This is a genomic window from Achromobacter sp. Bel (assembly GCF_012928505.1).
Classification (GTDB): Bacteria; Pseudomonadota; Gammaproteobacteria; order Burkholderiales; family Burkholderiaceae_B; genus Achromobacter.
Map to the genome: position 1 here is coordinate 24,579 of NZ_JABBJN010000022.1, position 15,714 is coordinate 40,292.

13 protein-coding genes are annotated in these 15,714 nt (G+C 65.7%); 6 read left to right on the forward strand and 7 right to left on the reverse strand.

The features are described from left to right. Positions 1–932: 932 nt before the first annotated feature. Both HG262_RS15355 and HG262_RS15360 read left to right on the forward strand, forming a co-directional pair. The gene (locus tag HG262_RS15355; protein WP_248293369.1) at positions 933–2,054 is read left to right on the forward strand and encodes a DUF3142 domain-containing protein; all 1,122 of its coding nucleotides are present in this window, start codon (positions 933–935) and stop codon (positions 2,052–2,054) included. Continuing rightward, entirely contained in the window at positions 2,041–4,605 is a 2,565-nt protein-coding gene (locus HG262_RS15360; protein ID WP_169271831.1) for a hypothetical protein, read from the forward strand. Before HG262_RS15355 ends, HG262_RS15360 begins: the two co-directional genes overlap by 14 nt. Positions 4,606–4,632: 27 nt before the next feature. Here HG262_RS15360 and ribD read toward each other — a convergent pair whose 3' ends face one another. Further along, positions 4,633–5,748 (reverse strand): bifunctional diaminohydroxyphosphoribosylaminopyrimidine deaminase/5-amino-6-(5-phosphoribosylamino)uracil reductase RibD, encoded by a 1,116-nt coding sequence (gene ribD / locus HG262_RS15365; protein ID WP_169271884.1) that lies wholly within the window; start codon positions 5,746–5,748, stop codon positions 4,633–4,635. Positions 5,749–5,963: 215 nt separating this feature from the next. Between ribD and HG262_RS15370 the strand changes: the two genes are divergently transcribed. Both HG262_RS15370 and HG262_RS15375 read left to right on the forward strand, forming a co-directional pair. After that, positions 5,964–6,527, forward strand: coding sequence for an isochorismatase family protein (locus HG262_RS15370; RefSeq protein WP_169271832.1), 564 nt, complete (start codon positions 5,964–5,966; stop codon positions 6,525–6,527). A gap of 19 nt (positions 6,528–6,546) precedes the next feature. Next, complete coding sequence (locus HG262_RS15375) at positions 6,547–7,509, forward strand: helix-turn-helix domain-containing protein (RefSeq protein ID WP_169271833.1); 963 nt, start codon at positions 6,547–6,549, stop codon at positions 7,507–7,509. Between the two features lie 49 nt (positions 7,510–7,558). Here the strand turns inward: HG262_RS15375 and nrdR are convergent, their stop codons facing one another. The 6 genes from nrdR to tyrS all read right to left on the reverse strand — a co-directional run bounded on the left by nrdR (position 7,559) and on the right by tyrS (position 12,744). After that, complete coding sequence (gene nrdR / locus HG262_RS15380; RefSeq protein WP_105559298.1) at positions 7,559–8,038, reverse strand: transcriptional regulator NrdR; 480 nt, start codon at positions 8,036–8,038, stop codon at positions 7,559–7,561. Between the two features lie 217 nt (positions 8,039–8,255). Then, a complete protein-coding gene (gene glyA / locus HG262_RS15385; RefSeq protein WP_169271834.1) occupies positions 8,256–9,506 on the reverse strand; it encodes a serine hydroxymethyltransferase in 1,251 nt (416 codons plus the stop codon). A 348-nt stretch (positions 9,507–9,854) separates the two neighbouring features. Beyond that, positions 9,855–10,199 (reverse strand): XRE family transcriptional regulator, encoded by a 345-nt coding sequence (locus tag HG262_RS15390; RefSeq protein ID WP_169271835.1) that lies wholly within the window; start codon positions 10,197–10,199, stop codon positions 9,855–9,857. Then, entirely contained in the window at positions 10,196–10,540 is a 345-nt protein-coding gene (locus tag HG262_RS15395) for a type II toxin-antitoxin system RelE/ParE family toxin (protein WP_169271885.1), read from the reverse strand. Before HG262_RS15395 ends, HG262_RS15390 begins: the two co-directional genes overlap by 4 nt. Before the next feature lie 249 nt (positions 10,541–10,789). Continuing rightward, entirely contained in the window at positions 10,790–11,443 is a 654-nt protein-coding gene (locus HG262_RS15400; RefSeq protein WP_169271836.1) for a YbhB/YbcL family Raf kinase inhibitor-like protein, read from the reverse strand. Positions 11,444–11,514: 71 nt separating this feature from the next. Further along, positions 11,515–12,744, reverse strand: a complete 1,230-nt coding sequence (gene tyrS, locus HG262_RS15405; RefSeq protein ID WP_169271837.1) for a tyrosine--tRNA ligase — start codon at positions 12,742–12,744, stop codon at positions 11,515–11,517. Positions 12,745–13,010: 266 nt separating this feature from the next. On the opposite strand from tyrS, the gene HG262_RS15410 reads away from it, so the two are divergent. Both HG262_RS15410 and HG262_RS15415 read left to right on the forward strand, forming a co-directional pair. Then, positions 13,011–14,420, forward strand: coding sequence for a M23 family metallopeptidase (locus HG262_RS15410; RefSeq protein WP_169271838.1), 1,410 nt, complete (start codon positions 13,011–13,013; stop codon positions 14,418–14,420). Positions 14,421–14,500: 80 nt separating this feature from the next. Then, positions 14,501–15,634 carry an anhydro-N-acetylmuramic acid kinase gene (locus HG262_RS15415; RefSeq protein WP_169271839.1) on the forward strand — a complete coding sequence of 378 codons (1,134 nt, stop codon included), beginning with the start codon at positions 14,501–14,503 and terminating at the stop codon, positions 15,632–15,634. The last annotated feature ends 80 nt before the right edge of the window (positions 15,635–15,714 follow it).

The window sequence follows — 15,714 nt, forward strand, 5'->3', positions numbered from 1 at the left end:
ACTAGACAAACCAGCGATAAGCATTGTCGGCCTGGTGTTATGTTGCTTTCGCCACACATCAACCATGAAGCACGATCGGGGCCCTTTCCAGTTAGGCTGCATCCCGCGGATACAAGTTCCGTCAGGGAATGCAACTTACGTGAATAAGTTATCTCGCACGCCTTCAGCATATTGCTATGGCCGGCACGCATGATGCGGCCGCACATGAAATGGTCAGCAATCATTTGAAGGGATGAGCGATATCCCGGTGGATTCTTATGATTCGGGCGTAAACCCGATGCGCCCGCTATGCGATGGCAGCGGACGGTCTGAACAGCGCCTTGGCGTCCTTGTTCAGCAGCGCGCCGGTTCGGTCGTGAAAAGCGCCGATATCGCGGCACGGGAATCCGTGGTGACGAGGGCGTGTAGCACTGTGCGGTGAAGGCCGTTAGCACGTAGCGCCAAGTCATGTGCCTATGCTAAAGCCAATTGACTGTTTTGTGGCAATTCATTTGACGCATCGCCCAAAATAGTGATGAGGGTTTTCGCCATGAAAAACCGCATGCGCGAATCGCTCGCAAACTTGATGCGATCCCTGTGCCGCATGTGGGCGCGGAGTCGCTACGAAAGGCATTTCGCGCGGTTTCAATCGCACAATTGGCAGCCGCGCATGACGAGTGCTAGTACCCATGGCGCGAACACGGATACTTCCTGCAAGGGTTGCCGCGGGCAAAAAACCAAGACGCGCCGTCAACGATAGAATCACGCATCTGAACGCGCTCCGCGTTTTTTCGAACACGCGATTTTTCCGGCACTGCGTCATGTTGCTCCGCTTGCGGCAAGTTTTTTGCCTGACCCTGAACCGTGCGTCACCGGCGGGTCAACGCGGAGCCGCCGCGTGTTTCGCGGCCTTGCTGCTGATGTTGAGCGCTTGCGGAAAACCCGAACCGGCTTTGCCCAACGACGCCTATGTGTGGCAGCGCCGGTGGACACCGCCCGTGCTGGAAGCCTTGTCCGCCGGCGCGGACGCCGTGCGGGCATGGCGCGTGCTGGTCGCCGAAATCGGCGCGGACGGCCGATGGATCAACACCGCGCCCGACGTGGCCGCGCTGACCGCGGCCCGGCGCCCGGTCGTCATGGTGTGGCGGATGGATGGCCGCGTCGACACGCTGGACGCGCAGGCCACATCCGCGCGCATCGCAGCGGCCAGCCAAGCCTGGCGCAATGCAGGCATCACGCTGGCTGGCGTTGAAATCGATTACGACTGCGCCACGTCGAAGCTGCCCGCCTACCGCCATTTCCTGGCCGCGTTGAAAAGCCGCCTGGGCCCGGACAGCGCTTTGTCGATCACCGCCCTGCCCACCTGGCTGAACAGTCCCGAGCTTGACGCGTTGCTCAAGGTGCCCGACGAAGCCGTGTTGCAGGTGCATGCGGTGATGAACCCCACGCAAGGCCTGTTCGACGCCAATCGCGCGCAAACGTGGCTGGATGCCTTTGCGGACCGCACGCAAAAGCCATGGCGCGTGGCGTTGCCCGCCTATGGCAGCCGGGTGGCCTGGGATGACGCCGGGAACGTCGCCGCCATCGAAAGCGAGCGGCCCGCGCTGCAGCCGGGCGGCCGCGCCAGCGAGCTTGTTGTCGCCCCCGCCGCCATGGCGGCCTTTGTCGACCGGATCCACCAGTCCCGGCCGCGCGGCCTGGCCGGCATCGTCTGGTTCCGGCTGCCCACCGCACGCGACGAGCGCGCCTGGAGCCTGCCGACCTGGCGCGCGGTGTTGATGCGGCAACCGCTGCAACCGGCGCTGCATGTCACCGCGCGCGCGGTCGCCGACGGCGGCACGCAGGATCTGGTGCTGTCCAACGCCGGCAACGCCGATGGCGCGCTGCCGTTCATCATTCGCTGGAACGGCGTCTGCCGCGGCGCGGACGGCATCAACGGCTATACCCTGGAACGCGACGGCGAAGGACGCTACCTGCGACGCGCGCAAGACGGCTTGCTGCACGCCGGCAGCCAACGCCATATCGGCTGGATACGCTGTGAAACCCCACCCACGACCTTCCATGTACAACCGTAGAACGATCATCCGGCTGACGTTGCTGGCCTGCGCCGTCGGCGCAGGCATTGCCGTGGCCTGCGGCCCGGACTTCCCGGCGCAGTTGCTCGACGACCGCGCCGGCACCCTGAAGAGCACGCCCGCGAACGCCTTCACCTTCGAGGCCTCGCGGCTGATTGCGCCGGCCGACGCGCTGCGGGCCGAGGAATCCGCTGCGCTGCCCGACGGCAGCGACCGGCAAGACACCATTCCCGAAGACTACGATCCCGCGCTCAACCCCGCGCAACGTGCCGCAGCGCGCGCGATGCGGACGCTGCCGGACGGAGACCAGGCGTATGCGGCAGGCGGCGCCCTGCCCGAAGCCGCGCGGCTTTACACCGCCGCGGCCGTCGACATCCGGTCCGCCGCGCAAGCCCATTCCGATGCGGCGCTGCTGCGGGCCCGTGCGCGCTTGCTGGACATTCTGGCGCTGCCGGAACGCGTCGCGGCGGCACGCAGCGTCTGGGCCGCTTATATGTTGGCTGAAATCGGGCCGACTGAAGTCGGGGCCACCGGACTCGGGCAGAACGAAACCGGGGACGCGGCAGGCATGGCCACGGGCGACGCATCCGCCGCCTATGCCCGCGTCCGCCGATTGGCGCAAGCCGGCGCGCCGGATCCTTTGGGCTTGGCGGTCGCCAGCTATGGGCAAGAAGCCCTGCTGCTGCTGAACGGTTCCCACGGGTCTTGCACCGCCCAAGACTTCCTGGCCGCGACGGCCTGCCCCGACGCCATCCCCGCCCCCGCGCTGAAACAGGCGATCCGCCTGTACGCCGAACAGGCGGCGCGCGGTTCGCGCAGCGGCCAGTCGTCCTTGAGGCTGATCGCGGATTGGGCGTTGGGCGCACCTGCGCGCGCCAGTCGCCTGATCGACGATCCCGTCGCGCAGCGGCTGCTGGTGGCCTACGCGCTGGCAAGAGTGGGCGATATCGTGGACGGCAACCCGGAAAGCGCGTTCGACATGTTCGCCACGTTCGATCTGAACGGACAACGCGGCTATGCCGATGCCGGGGCGGGCGTGCGCAACGTCACGCCCAATCCGGCGCTGCAAGCGTTGGCGACGGCGCTGGCCGGACAGGACGTAAGCCGCATCCAGGATGCGGACCGGGTCGCCGCCCTGGCTTACCGCGTCGGCCGCTACGACCTGGCGCAAGGCCTGGCCGGCCGGCTGGACACGCCGCTTGCCTGGTGGGTGCGCGCCAAACTCGCGATCCGCCAGGGCGACATGACGGCTGCGGCGCAGGCGTATGCGCACGCCGCCCGCGCCTTCCCGACGACGGCGTCCACGGGCCTGGAACGCTCCAGCATGGCCCGGCTGAAGGCCGAGCAAGGCGTGCTGGCGCTGTCCCGCGGTCAATATGTGGAAGCACTGGACATGCTGCTGCACGCGTCCCTTCCCGTTTCGGACGACGCCGTGCAGGATGAAGGCTGGCCCATTTCCCCGTACTGGAACGACGCGGCCTATGTGGCCGAACGCGTCTTGACGGCGGACGAACTGAAGGCCTACGTGGACCAGCAGGTGCCGGCATCCGCCGTGCTGCCTGCGCCGGCCGGCTTTGCGCAGTTCGACTATCAGCCCTTCTACGACTGGATGGTGAAGCATCCGATCCCCGATGGCGACCGCCTGCGTGCCCTGTTGGCCCGCCGCCTGATGCGCGAAGGCCGCATGGACCAGGCCTTGGCCTACTTCCCGCAAGACGACGACGCCCGCTTCGCCACCATGGCGTATGACGACGGTTCATGGCGCGTCGCGCCATCCAGCAGCCATCGACATGCCGTCGAATACACGGCGGCCCTGCAACAGGCTGGCAGCGCCTGGGGCCGCACGGCGCGCGCGGAAGCCTGGTTCAAGGCCGCGCAATTGGCCCGCCGCAACGGCCTGGAAATCATGGGCTACGAGCAAGACCCCGACTTTGCGGTGTATGACGGCAATTACACCTATGGCGCGGGCCGCAGCCCGGCGCCCTGGCGCCAGGACGCCGACGGCAACGACCCGCCGCAGGACACGTCGGCGCAGCGCGCCGACGCCGCCCTCCCGGGCCCGTTTGTCATGCCGGAAGAACGCTTGCGCTTCGCCGCCAGCGAGGCCAGGCCCTATTCGCGCTTCCATTATCGACAGGTCGCGACCGACCACACGCTGCAATCGGCCGCGTTGCTGCCAAACCGATCGCAGGCGTTCGCGGCCGTGCTGTGCCAAGGCACCCGCTACATCATCGACGATTCGCCCGAACGGGCCCAGGCGGTATATCAGCGCTACGTGGAGCACGGCGCCCAGGTGCCCTTCAGCGCCACGTTCGGGCGCGAATGCCCGCCGCCCGACTTCCAGGCAGCGGCCTGGTTCCATTACACGCAGGCCTGGAAAGCAGGGGAGCGCTTGCGCCGCGACCATGGCGGCCTGCTGTGGGCAGCGGGGCTGTTGATGCTGTTCGCAGGCGGCGCGTGCGTCTTCGCATGGCGCCGTGGCGCGGCACCGCGCCGCCCAAAGGCGCAGGGGCGGATTTCGGAACGGAGGCTCAGGAACGAGCAGGCTTAACCGCGGCAGACTCGAAAGCGGACGGGCTCAGGCCTGGGCGGGCAAAGCCACGCGCTGCGACAATTGCCGCCAGGGGCCGGGCATCCTGGCGCGCAAGCGCATGTCAACGCCCAGCCGCGTGGCCTCGATGAATTCGTAGCGCTGGGCGGCATCCAGGTGCTCAAGCATGGGCAGGCGCACCATGCCCGCCGCATCGCCCAGCAGCACCGGCGCCAGATACAGCAGCAGTTCGTCCACGCAGCCCGCGGCGACCAGCGCGCCTGACAAGCCCGCCCCCGCCTCGATGTGGACTTCATTGAACTGTTCCTGGGCAAACCAGTGCATCATGGCCGGCAGGTCGACGCGGTCCGGCGCCTGCCCGGGCAGCACCACGACGCGCGCATGCTTGTCCGCCAGGCGTGCGGCCTTCGCCGCATCTTCACGGGCGGTAAAGACGATCACTTCCGCGCCATCGAACAAACGGGCGTCCTCCGGGATGTCGAAACGGCCGTCCACCACCGCCTTGCGCGGCTGGCGCGGCGAATCCACGCCACGCACATTGAGTTGCGGATTGTCCTTCAGCACAGTGCCCATGCCGGTCAGCACCACGCAGCTGCGCGCGCGCCAATGGTGGCCGTCGGCACGCGCCTCTGGGCCAGTGATCCATTGCGACATACCGTTATGCAGCGCGCTGCGGCCGTCCAGCGACGCCGCCATCTTCATCCACGCCCAGGGCAGCCCCCGGCTCATCCGCGAGATGAACCCCGCATTGATCGCCAGCGCTTCCTCGGCGCAGACGCCGGTCACGACCTGGATGCCGGCCGCGCGCAGGCGCGCCAGGCCCTGCCCGTTGACCAGCGGATTAGGGTCGCCGATGGCCACGACTACCCGCGCCGGCTTTGCGGCCAGGACGGCGTCCACGCAAGGCGGCGTGCGGCCGAAATGGCTGCAGGGCTCCAGCGTGACGTACATCGTCGCGCCTTCCACGGGCTCGTGCCGCGCCTGGGCGTCGCGCAGCGCACGGATTTCGGCGTGCGGGCCGCCGGGCGGCTGGGTCGCGCCCTCGCCCAGCACGCGCCCGTCGCGCACGATGACGCATCCGACCCTTGGGTTGGGCGCGGTCGTGAACAGCACGCTCTCGGCCAGCGCCAGGGCGCGTCGCATCCAGAAGATATCGTCGGGGTGGCTTACGGTCATCATGGCAGGAATTGTATGTCCGGCGGCGCGCCGCCGGGCGCAACCCGGCTCTGCCGGGAGGGGTATGCTCTTTGCATGTCCGTTTTGGGCTGTTCGGCGTCTTTCGACGATCTCGCGCCAGGCTGGAATCCGCTTCAGAATAGCGCCATACCCCTTGAAATCCTTGGCCTGGAGCCCGGAACATGAAACAAGCACTGATCGTCATCGACGTACAAGAGTCCTTCCGGCACCGTCCGTTTTGGGATGAAACCGAGTATCCGGCGTTCCTGGCGCAGATCCAGGGCCTTGTCGATTCGGCGTCCGCCCAGGGCATTCCCGTCCTGCAGGTGTTCCACATCAGCAAGTCCGTCGACCCTGCCAACCCGTTCTCACTGGCCTCCGGCCACGTCAAGACGCTGGAGGAATTGCGCATCGCGCCCACCGCCGTCTTCCACAAGACCGTGCATTCCTCGCTGTACGCCGAGAGCGCGGATGGCCGCTCGCTGCATGACTGGCTGTGGGAAAACGGCATCGAAGGCATCATCGTCAGCGGCATCCGAACCGAGCAATGCTGCGAGACGACGTCGCGCCATGCCAGCGACGCGGGCTTCAAAGTCGTCTTCCCGACCGACGCGACGCTGACGTTCGCCATGCAAAGCCCGTCCGGCAAGCACTACACGCCGGCCGAGATCCGCGACCACACCGAACTGGTGCTGCAAGGCCGCTTCGCCCGCGTCACCCGCGCCGCCGACGCGCTGGCGGCCTGAGCCGAATAAGGAAGGCGCCATGATCCCCGTGTACTTCGTGCTGTCGCGGGGCATCGTCCTGCTGGACCTGGCGGGTCCGGCAGAAGCCTTCCGCGTGGCCAACAAGCTGTGTCCCGGCACGTTCGAGCAGCACTTCTGCGGCCCGTCCCAGGCCGTGGAAAGCGGGATCCCCGGACTGCACCTGGCCCATATCCAGCCACTGCCGGCCACGTTGCCCGCTCATGCGCTTGTCATCATTTCCGGGGTGGTGGGCCAGCCCACCCGGCTGGAAGGCCCGGACGCCCATGCCATCGTCGACTGGCTGGCCGTCCGCCATCCGGCAGACGCCTTCACGCTGATGACCGTGTGCGCTGGCGCGCTGTTCGCCGCCGCGGCCGGACTGACCCGGCAACGCGAGTGCACCACGCACCACTCCTGCCTGGCGCAATTGGCGGACCTCGACCCGACCGCGCGCGTGCACGACAACCGGATCTTCGTCGAAGATGGCAACCTGGTCAGCAGCGCCGGCATCACGGCGGGCATCGACCTGGCGCTGCACATGGTGTCGCGCCACTGCGGGCCGCGCATCGCCAGCGAGGTGGCGCGCGACATGGTCGTCTACCAGCGCCGGGCCGGCACGGACTCCACGCTGTCGCCCTGGCTGGAGCATCGCAGCCATATGCATCCGGGCGTGCACCGCGTGCAGGACGCCGTCGTGCGCAACCCCGCCGCGCCTTGGTCCGCGCAGTCCCTGGCGGACCAGGCGCACACCAGCGCGCGCCACCTGACGCGCCTGTTCCGGGAACATGCGGGCTGCACGCCCATGGACTACCTGTATCAGATTCGGGTCGCGCTGGCGCGCGACCTGCTGCGCGAAACCCGGCTGGACCTGGAGCGCGTGGCGGAAAAATCCGGGTTCGGCTCCGCACAGCACATGCGCCGCGTCTGGCGCAAGTTCCAGCCGCAAACGCCCAGCCTGGCGCGATCCTCGCCCATGCAATGACGGCGCCGAAGCGCCGCCGTCTTTCCTGCCAAGCCGAGTCCAGCCGGCGCTATTCCTTGCGCAGCTTGCCGGGCAGCAGGGGCCCCTGCATCTCCCGGATGGCTTCGACGAATTCACCGATATCCTCGAAGCTCTTGTAGACGGACGCAAAGCGCACGTAGGCCACCTTGTCCAGCTTGCGCAGCTCGGTCATGACCAGTTCGCCGATATGTTCGCTGGGCACTTCCCGCAGTCCGCTAGCCAGCAGCTGTTCTTCGATGCGCGCCACGGCGGCATCCACGTCCTCGGTGCTGACGGGCCGCTTGCGCAGCGCCAGGCTCAGGCTTGCCCGCAACTTGGCGGGATCGTACTCGCTGCGGCTGCCGTTGCGCTTCACCACGGAAGGCAAGGCAAGCTCCACCCGCTCATAGGTGGTGAACCGCTTGTCACAGGACAGGCAGCGGCGGCGGCGGCGGATGGCGTCGCCCTCTTCCGAGACCCGGCTGTCGACGACCTGTGTTTCGGCATTGCCGCAAAATGGACACCGCATGTGTGTTCCCTAAAGGCACGGATAGCAATAATTGAGCATATTGTAACGATGCGCCCCTTGTGAGGCGCCAATACGGCTAATTCGTCCCCGATATCATGGACAGGCCCGGTCGAGGATAGCGCCTGCCGCCCGGAAAGCAAAGGGACGGCGCCTTGCGGGGCCGTCCCTTTGGTCTGGCCCCAACGGCGGATAGCCTCGGGGCCCGGGAGATGCTGCGTTACTTCTTGCCGTAGACCGGCAGGCGCGACGTCAGTTCGTTGACGCGGGTGCGCACGGCGGCGATGTTGGCTTCGTCACGCGGATTGTCCAGCACGTCGGCGATCAGGTTGGCGGTCAGCTCGGCGTCGGCTTCCGTGAAACCGCGGGTGGTCATGGCCGGCGTGCCCAGGCGGATGCCGCTGGTCACGAAAGGCTTTTCCGGGTCGTTCGGGATGGCGTTCTTGTTGACCGTGATGTGGGCCTGGCCCAGCACGGCTTCCGCTTCCTTGCCCGTGATGCCCTTGGCGCGCAGGTCCACCAGCATGACATGGCTTTCGGTGCGACCGGACACGATGCGCAGGCCACGCTTGACCAGCGTGTCGGCCAGCACCTTCGCGTTCTTGACCACTTGCTGCGCGTAGTCCTTGAAGCCGGGTTCCAGCGCTTCCTTGAACGCCACGGCCTTGCCGGCGATGACGTGCATCAGCGGACCGCCCTGGATGCCGGGGAAGATCGCCGAGTTGATGATCTTCTCGTGTTCGGCCTTCATCATGATGACGCCGCCGCGCGGACCGCGCAGCGACTTGTGCGTCGTCGACGTGACGAAGTCGGCGTGCGGGACCGGGTTGGGGTAGGCGCCGCCGGCGACCAGGCCTGCGTAGTGGGCGATGTCGACCATGAACAGCGCGCCGTTTTCACGGGCGATGCGGGCCATGCGCTCGAAATCGATGTGCAGGGCGTAGGCCGAAGCCCCCGCGACGATCAGCTTGGGCTTGTGTTCGCGGGCCAGTTGCTCGACTTGCGCGTAGTTCAGGACTTCGTTTTCGTCCAGGCCGTACGAGATGAAGTTGTACAGCTTGCCCGATGCGTTGACCGACGCGCCGTGCGTCAGGTGGCCGCCTTCGGCCAGGCTCATGCCCAGCACGGTGTCGCCCGGCTTCAGCACGGCCATGTACACGCCCTGGTTGGCCTGCGAACCCGAGTTGGGCTGCACGTTGGCGGCTTCTGCGCCGAAAATCTGCTTCAGGCGGTCGATGGCCAGTTGCTCGACCACGTCCACGTACTCGCAACCGCCGTAGTAGCGCTTGCCCGGATAGCCTTCGGCGTACTTGTTCGTGAGCTGCGTGCCCTGGGCTTCCATGACGGCCGGGCTGGCGTAGTTCTCCGAAGCGATCAGCTCGATGTGCTGCTCTTGGCGAACGTCTTCCTTCTGGATGGCGGCCCAAACGTCCGGGTCAGCCTTGGACAAGGTGAGGTTGCGGTCAAACATGACGGGGGATTCCTGAGGCGGTAAGAGAGGAGAAAGCCGTGTCGGGTGGGTAAACCCGAAGAATGCTGAATAGTTTACCGCGTCAGGCGGATTCAATTGCCGCCAACATGCGGGCAAGCGGCGCAAAATACCGGCGACGGGCACGAAAACCACGCTAACACGTTGGGCCGGGAAACCGCTCTCAACCCGACTTGAGAAACTTTCATGCAAAGCACCACCCTCACAACCTACTAAATAGTAGCTTCTGCCAGCATCATCAGTCCGGGACCTGGCGCTGCTGCGCCTGAAGCGTTCGACCGCATGACAGACGGCGGGTGAGGAACGCAAAAAAAGGGCCGCGGCCCCTTTTCATGATGCAGGAGTCACCACTGACAGCGTCACCGACTTGCCCGTCCGACCCAGCATTTCCACCAGCGCATCGATTGTGAATTTGGCAATTTTCTTGTTCACCACATCTGACACACGTGGCCGTGAAACCATCAGGATCCTTGCGGCATCCGACTGCTTCAGATGATGCAGAGCGATCCATGACGCCAATTCGCTCATGAGCTGCTCTTTGAGGAATTTGGCGTCATCGATCTGTTTCGCTGAAATGGCTTGCAAACGCCTGGCTTCGGCGGGCGCAAAGCCCAATTCCAGGAATAGGTTTTCGCCAAACGGGGTCACATGCCGAACTTGGGTGTCGATCGTCATTTGCCGCTACTCCTTGTGTTGATGACCGCCCGATATCGGGCGCTGACGATGTTGCGGTCCCGCTGACTCGTCGCACGCGTCGTCTTCTGAAATGCGTGCAGGACATAAAGCGCCTCGTCGAACTTAGCGACATACATCACTCGAAACGAACCCGCCCGCTCCCAGATGCGGAGTTCGCGAACGCCGCTACCCAGGTTATCTAGCGACTTCCAATCATCTGGCTCAAGGCCAGCCTGAATCTTGCCGAGTTGGAATCCGGCCTGCCGCCGACTCTCATCGGGAAATCTCAACAAGTCCGCATACGCAGAACCGATCCAGCGGATATCCTTTCCCAACGTCACTATCATCCATGCGTATAAAATTTTATACCAAAATGGAACGAAGCACAGCCGCCGTCCAGGCGACAGCTCGACTCTCCAAATGGCGCTAGTCCTATTCCAGCAAATCGCGGCGCTCTGCGCTCGATTCGGCCGCGAATCGCGGACCAATGGCAATGCGGCTTACCGCAGATCTTGAAGGGGCCGCCCTGCACGGCCGAAAAAAAGGGCCGCAAATTTCGCGGCCCTTCTATGCGGCGTCAGCGGCCGGCGCTACGCCTCGGTCGCCCCGATCTGCTTGGGCGCCAGTTTGGGATTGAGCGTGTAGGTGCCCGTCACCGAAGCCTGGGCCAGCACGTGCTTCTGCATGGCGCGCAGCGCGTCCTCGCCGGTGAAGGAGCCGTTCAGGTTCAGGCTGTGCACGTCCAGCGCATATAGCGTGAAGACGTAGCGGTGCACGATCGAATCGTTCCAGGGCGGGCACGGGCCGTCATAGCCGAAATAGTCGCCGCTCATGTCGTGGTCGTTGGCGAACCACGAGGAATACGAGTTGATGCCCTGGCGTGCGTCCATGGGCGCCAAGGGGCCGCCCTTGCCGCGCGGCGTGATGCCGTTGGAGAAGGCCCCTTCGTCGATTTCGCGCATGTCGGCGGCCAGGTCCACCAGCACCCAGTGGAAGAAATCCACGCGGGGCAGGTCGGCCGGAACTTCGCGGCCTTCCTGGTTGACGTCGTCAGGCCGCGACGGCACGTCCGGGTCATGGCAGATCAACGCAAACGACTGCGTTCCCGGCGGGACGTCGTCCCACGAAAACTGCGGGTTGTAGTTGTCTGCCAGCGCGACGTGCGATTGCGCATCGATCTTGCCGAAGGCGTAGCGTTCGGGAATCGACTCGTGATCGGAAAAAGACAAACTCGAAAGTTCCATGTCGTGCTCCTTGAAGTGCCGCAAAGGCGTCCCGCCCCTGCCTGTACCCTCAGCGTATCAAAACTTCGCAATTATGGGTTCAAGTTAACACGCGCGAACTTGCGCTTGCCCACCTGGACGACGTAAGTCCCGGCCGGCAATTGCAACGATTTATCTTCAACCCGATCGCCGTTGACCCGCACGCCACCCTGCTCCACATTGCGCTGCGCCTCGGACCCCGATGCGACCAGACCCGCTTCGCGCAGCAGCTTCAGGATGCCCACGGGCGCGCCGCCGATATTGACCTCCGGCATATCTTCCGGAATGGCGCCGTCGCGAAAGCGCGCTTCAAAGGACGCCAGCGCTTCGTCGGCCGCGCGCGCGGAATGGAAGCGCGTGATGATTTCCTGAGCCAGCATGACTTTGGCATCGCGCGGGTTGCGCCCGCCATCCGTCTCTTGCTTGAGGGCGGCGATGTCTTCCAGCGAACGGAACGACAGCAGTTCGAAGTAGCGCCACATCAGCGTGTCCGAAATCGACATGAGCTTGCCGAACATCGAATCGGGCGACTCTGAAATGCCGATGTAGTTGCCCTTCGACTTGGACATCTTCTCTACGCCGTCCGTGCCCACCAGCAGCGGCATCGTCAGGATGCACTGGGGCTCTTGGCCATATTCCTTTTGCAGCTCGCGCCCAACCAGCAGGTTGAACTTCTGATCGGTGCCCCCCAGCTCCAGATCGGACTTCAGCGCCACCGAGTCATAGCCCTGCATCAGCGGATACAGGAATTCGTGCACCGAAATCGGGATACCGCCCTTGAAGCGCTTGGTGAAGTCTTCGCGTTCCATCATGCGGGCGACCGTGTAGCGCGACGCCAGCTGGATCATGCCGCGGGCGCCCAGCGGATCGCACCACTCGGAGTTGTAACGGATCTCGGTGCGGGCCGGATCCAGCACCAGGCTGGCCTGCGCGTAGTAGGTCTTGGCGTTGGACTCGATCTGCTCGCGCGTCAGCGGCGGGCGGGTGCTGTTGCGGCCGCTGGGATCGCCGATGGTCGAGGTGAAATCGCCGATCAGGAAGATGACGTTATGGCCCAGGTCCTGCAACTGGCGCATCTTGTTCAGCACCACGGTGTGGCCCAGATGGATGTCCGGCGCAGTGGGGTCCAGCCCCAGCTTGATGCGCAGGGGCACGCCGGTCGCGCGGCTCTTGGCCAGCTTGCGGGCGAACTCGGACTCGACCAACAGCTCGTCGCAGCCGCGCTTGGCTATACGCAGATCGGCTTCGACTTCGGGAGTGATAGGGGCTTCGGAGGATGACATGGCAGGGGGACCAACGCGGCTTCAGCCGACAAAAAGGTGTAAAAAGTGACGAAAACTATCGAAAATTCTAGCCGAATCAGCTAGGATACCGCCCAATCATACGCAACTGCTATCTATACGCAGTTCGCAGTTGCGGTTCGGCCTACCACCCGTTGTTCACAAGATGCGCCCGCGTCAGCAGCCCCTGCCCCCGATTTCGCGGCGCGCAAGGGCTGTTCGTGTTACGCACCCTGCGAGCTCATGCCACCTGAGAGGGTATCTTCACGATGAATCGTGGCCTCCACGAACTGGCGAGTAGCATCAAGCGCAAAGTTGCTGCCCTGTTTGCGCCCGTTGAGCCCAAGCCCCATCGCTCGGGACTTTTCCGTCGCACTCTTCTCGTCTCCGCTATCGGTCTGTTTGCTGGCGCCGCCGCCCTCGGCATGGTGCAGCAACCCGACCGCACCGAACTCCCCCCGTCCCGCATCATTCAAAGCGTCCTGCCGCTGACCCCCGAACAAGTCGAGGTCAGCAGCCCCAGCGCCGCGCCGTACATCAGCGAAACCCGCATCCGTGCCGGCGACACGCTGGCTGCCGTGCTGCAGCGCCTGGAACTCGACGCCCCGAACCTGCAGACCTTCCTGACGCATGAAGCCAGCGCCCGCAGCATCTACAAGCTGTACCCGGGCCGCTCCGTCCAGGCCGCGACCGACGACCAGGGCAACCTGATCTGGCTGCGCTACATCCACACCCCCGGCAATGAGACCGACGGCCAGGTCGTGACGCGCATGCTGCACGTCGCACCGTCCGGCGACAGCTACAAGGCCGAGGAAGTCACCGAAAGCACCGACCGCCAGACCCGCGTCGCCGTGGGCACGATCAAGTCGTCGCTGTTCGGCGCCACGGACGCCGCCGGCATCCCGGATTCGGTCACCATGCAGATGGCCGACATCCTCAGCGCCAAGATTGACTTCCTGCGCGACCTGCGCCAGGGCGATCAGTTCCGCGTGGTCTACGAAGTGCGTTCGCACGACGGCCGCTACGCCGGCGCCGGCCGCGTGCTGGCCCTGGAATTCATCAACGGTGGCAAGACCTACAGCGCCGTCTGGTTCAGCCCCGACGAAAAGAGCGGTTCTTACTACGACTTCGACGGCACCAGCCTGCGTGGCGCGTTCCTGCGCACCGCCTTGAAGTTCAGCCGCATCAGCTCGACGTTCGGCATGCGCATGCATCCCATCCACAAAACGTGGACCGGCCACAAAGGTGTGGACTACGCCGCGCCTTCGGGCACGCCGATCCACGCCACGGCAGACGGCACGGTCGAGTTCTCGGGCTGGCAGAACGGCTACGGCAACGTGGTCATCGTGAAGCATCACGGCAAGTATTCGACGCTGTATGCCCACCAGAGCCGCATCGCCGAAGGCATCACCAAGGGCTCGAAGATCTCGCAAGGCCAGTTGCTGGGCTATGTCGGCGCCACCGGCTGGGCCACCGGCCCGCACCTGCACTACGAGTTCCGCGTGGACAATCAGCCGATCGACCCGCTGTCGGTGGACCTGCCCGTCGCCCGCGCCCTGGAACCTGCGGAAGTCCGCGCGTTCAACCAGGCCGTGGCGCCGTACAAGCAACAGATCCAGCTGCTGACCGAGTTCCAGCAGACGTTGCCTGACGCCCTGACCAACGTGGCCAGCCGCTAACTGGCCCGCCGCAGCAAAACGTCCCAAAAAGGCGGCCCGCGCAAATTTTGCCGGCCGCCTTTCTTCTTTCCGAGGCGCCCGTGAATTCCTCCGCACCCCGCCCGCAGGGCAACCCAGCGCTCTACATCGGCTTGATGTCCGGCACCAGCGTCGACGGCGTCGACGGGGTACTCGTGCGCCTGGACGCCGGCCAGGCGCCGCACGTGCTGGCCAGCGCCAGCCTGCCCATGCCCGAGAACCTGCGCCGCGAACTGCTGGCGCTGAACCTGTCTGGCGACGACGAGTTGGCGCGCGCCGCCCTGGCGGCGAATGCGCTGGCGCGGCTGTACGCCCAAGCCGTCGCCGCCCTGCTGCGGGACGCCGGCGTCTCCGCCGGCGCCGTGACCGCCATCGGCGCGCACGGCCAGACCGTGCGCCACCGGCCGGACAGCGGCTATACCGTGCAGCTCAACGCCCCCGCCCTGCTGGCGGAACTGACCGGCATCGACGTCGTGGCGGACTTCCGCAGCCGCGACGTGGCCGCCGGCGGCCAGGGCGCGCCACTGGTGCCTCCGTTCCATGCGGCGATCTTCGGCGCCGCGCATGGCCGCGCGGTGCTCAATCTGGGCGGCATCGCGAATGTCACGCTGCTAGCCCCCAGCCAGCCGGCCCGCGGCTTCGATACCGGGCCGGCCAACGTGTTCCTGGACGCGTGGTGCCAGCGCCATCTGGGGCAGCCCTACGACGCCGACGGCCGCTGGGCCGCCACGGGCCAGGTGGTGGCGCCGCTGCTGGAGCAACTGATTGCCAGCGAACCCTGGTTCGCGCTGCCGCCGCCCAAGTCCACCGGCCGTGACCTCTTCAACCTGCAATGGCTGGATGACCGGCTGGCGGCGTTCGACGGCCCCAAGCCTGCCCCTCAGGACGTGCAGGCGACGCTGCAGCGCCTGACCGCCCGGACGGTCGCGAACGCCATCGACGCGGCCGCTGCGGGCACGCAAGAGGTGTTCGTGTGCGGTGGCGGCGCCCGCAACGCCGGCCTGATGCGGGAACTGGCGTACTGCCTGCAGCGCCCGGTGCAGCCGACCGACGCGCTGGGCGTGCCCGCGCAGCAGGTCGAGGCGCTGGCTTTCGCCTGGCTGGCGCAAGCCTTCGTGGAACGCCGGCCCGCTGGCTTGCCGGCCGTCACCGGCGCCCGCGGCGCCCGGATCCTGGGCGCGCTATACCCCGCCTGAAGCGCAAAGGGGCCCCAGGCGCCACCCGGGCGTGGCCCAAAATAAAAGGCAAAAAGCAAAAAGCCCTTCGGCATACCGAA

Excerpts from the sequence above, each read along its gene's own strand:
- HG262_RS15360 (WP_169271831.1), top strand. The coding sequence starts at position 2,041 with ATGTACAACCGTAGAACGATCATCCGGCTGACGTTGCTGGCCTGCGCC.
- ribD (WP_169271884.1), bottom strand. The coding sequence starts at position 5,748 with ATGCGACGCGCCCTGGCGCTGGCCGAGAGCGTGCTGTTCACGACCGCG.
- HG262_RS15370 (WP_169271832.1), top strand. The coding sequence starts at position 5,964 with ATGAAACAAGCACTGATCGTCATCGACGTACAAGAGTCCTTCCGGCAC.
- HG262_RS15375 (WP_169271833.1), top strand. The coding sequence starts at position 6,547 with ATGATCCCCGTGTACTTCGTGCTGTCGCGGGGCATCGTCCTGCTGGAC.
- nrdR (WP_105559298.1), bottom strand. The coding sequence starts at position 8,038 with ATGCGGTGTCCATTTTGCGGCAATGCCGAAACACAGGTCGTCGACAGC.
- glyA (WP_169271834.1), bottom strand. The coding sequence starts at position 9,506 with ATGTTTGACCGCAACCTCACCTTGTCCAAGGCTGACCCGGACGTTTGG.
- HG262_RS15390 (WP_169271835.1), bottom strand. The coding sequence starts at position 10,199 with ATGACGATCGACACCCAAGTTCGGCATGTGACCCCGTTTGGCGAAAAC.
- HG262_RS15400 (WP_169271836.1), bottom strand. The coding sequence starts at position 11,443 with ATGGAACTTTCGAGTTTGTCTTTTTCCGATCACGAGTCGATTCCCGAA.
- tyrS (WP_169271837.1), bottom strand. The coding sequence starts at position 12,744 with ATGTCATCCTCCGAAGCCCCTATCACTCCCGAAGTCGAAGCCGATCTG.
- HG262_RS15410 (WP_169271838.1), top strand. The coding sequence starts at position 13,011 with ATGAATCGTGGCCTCCACGAACTGGCGAGTAGCATCAAGCGCAAAGTT.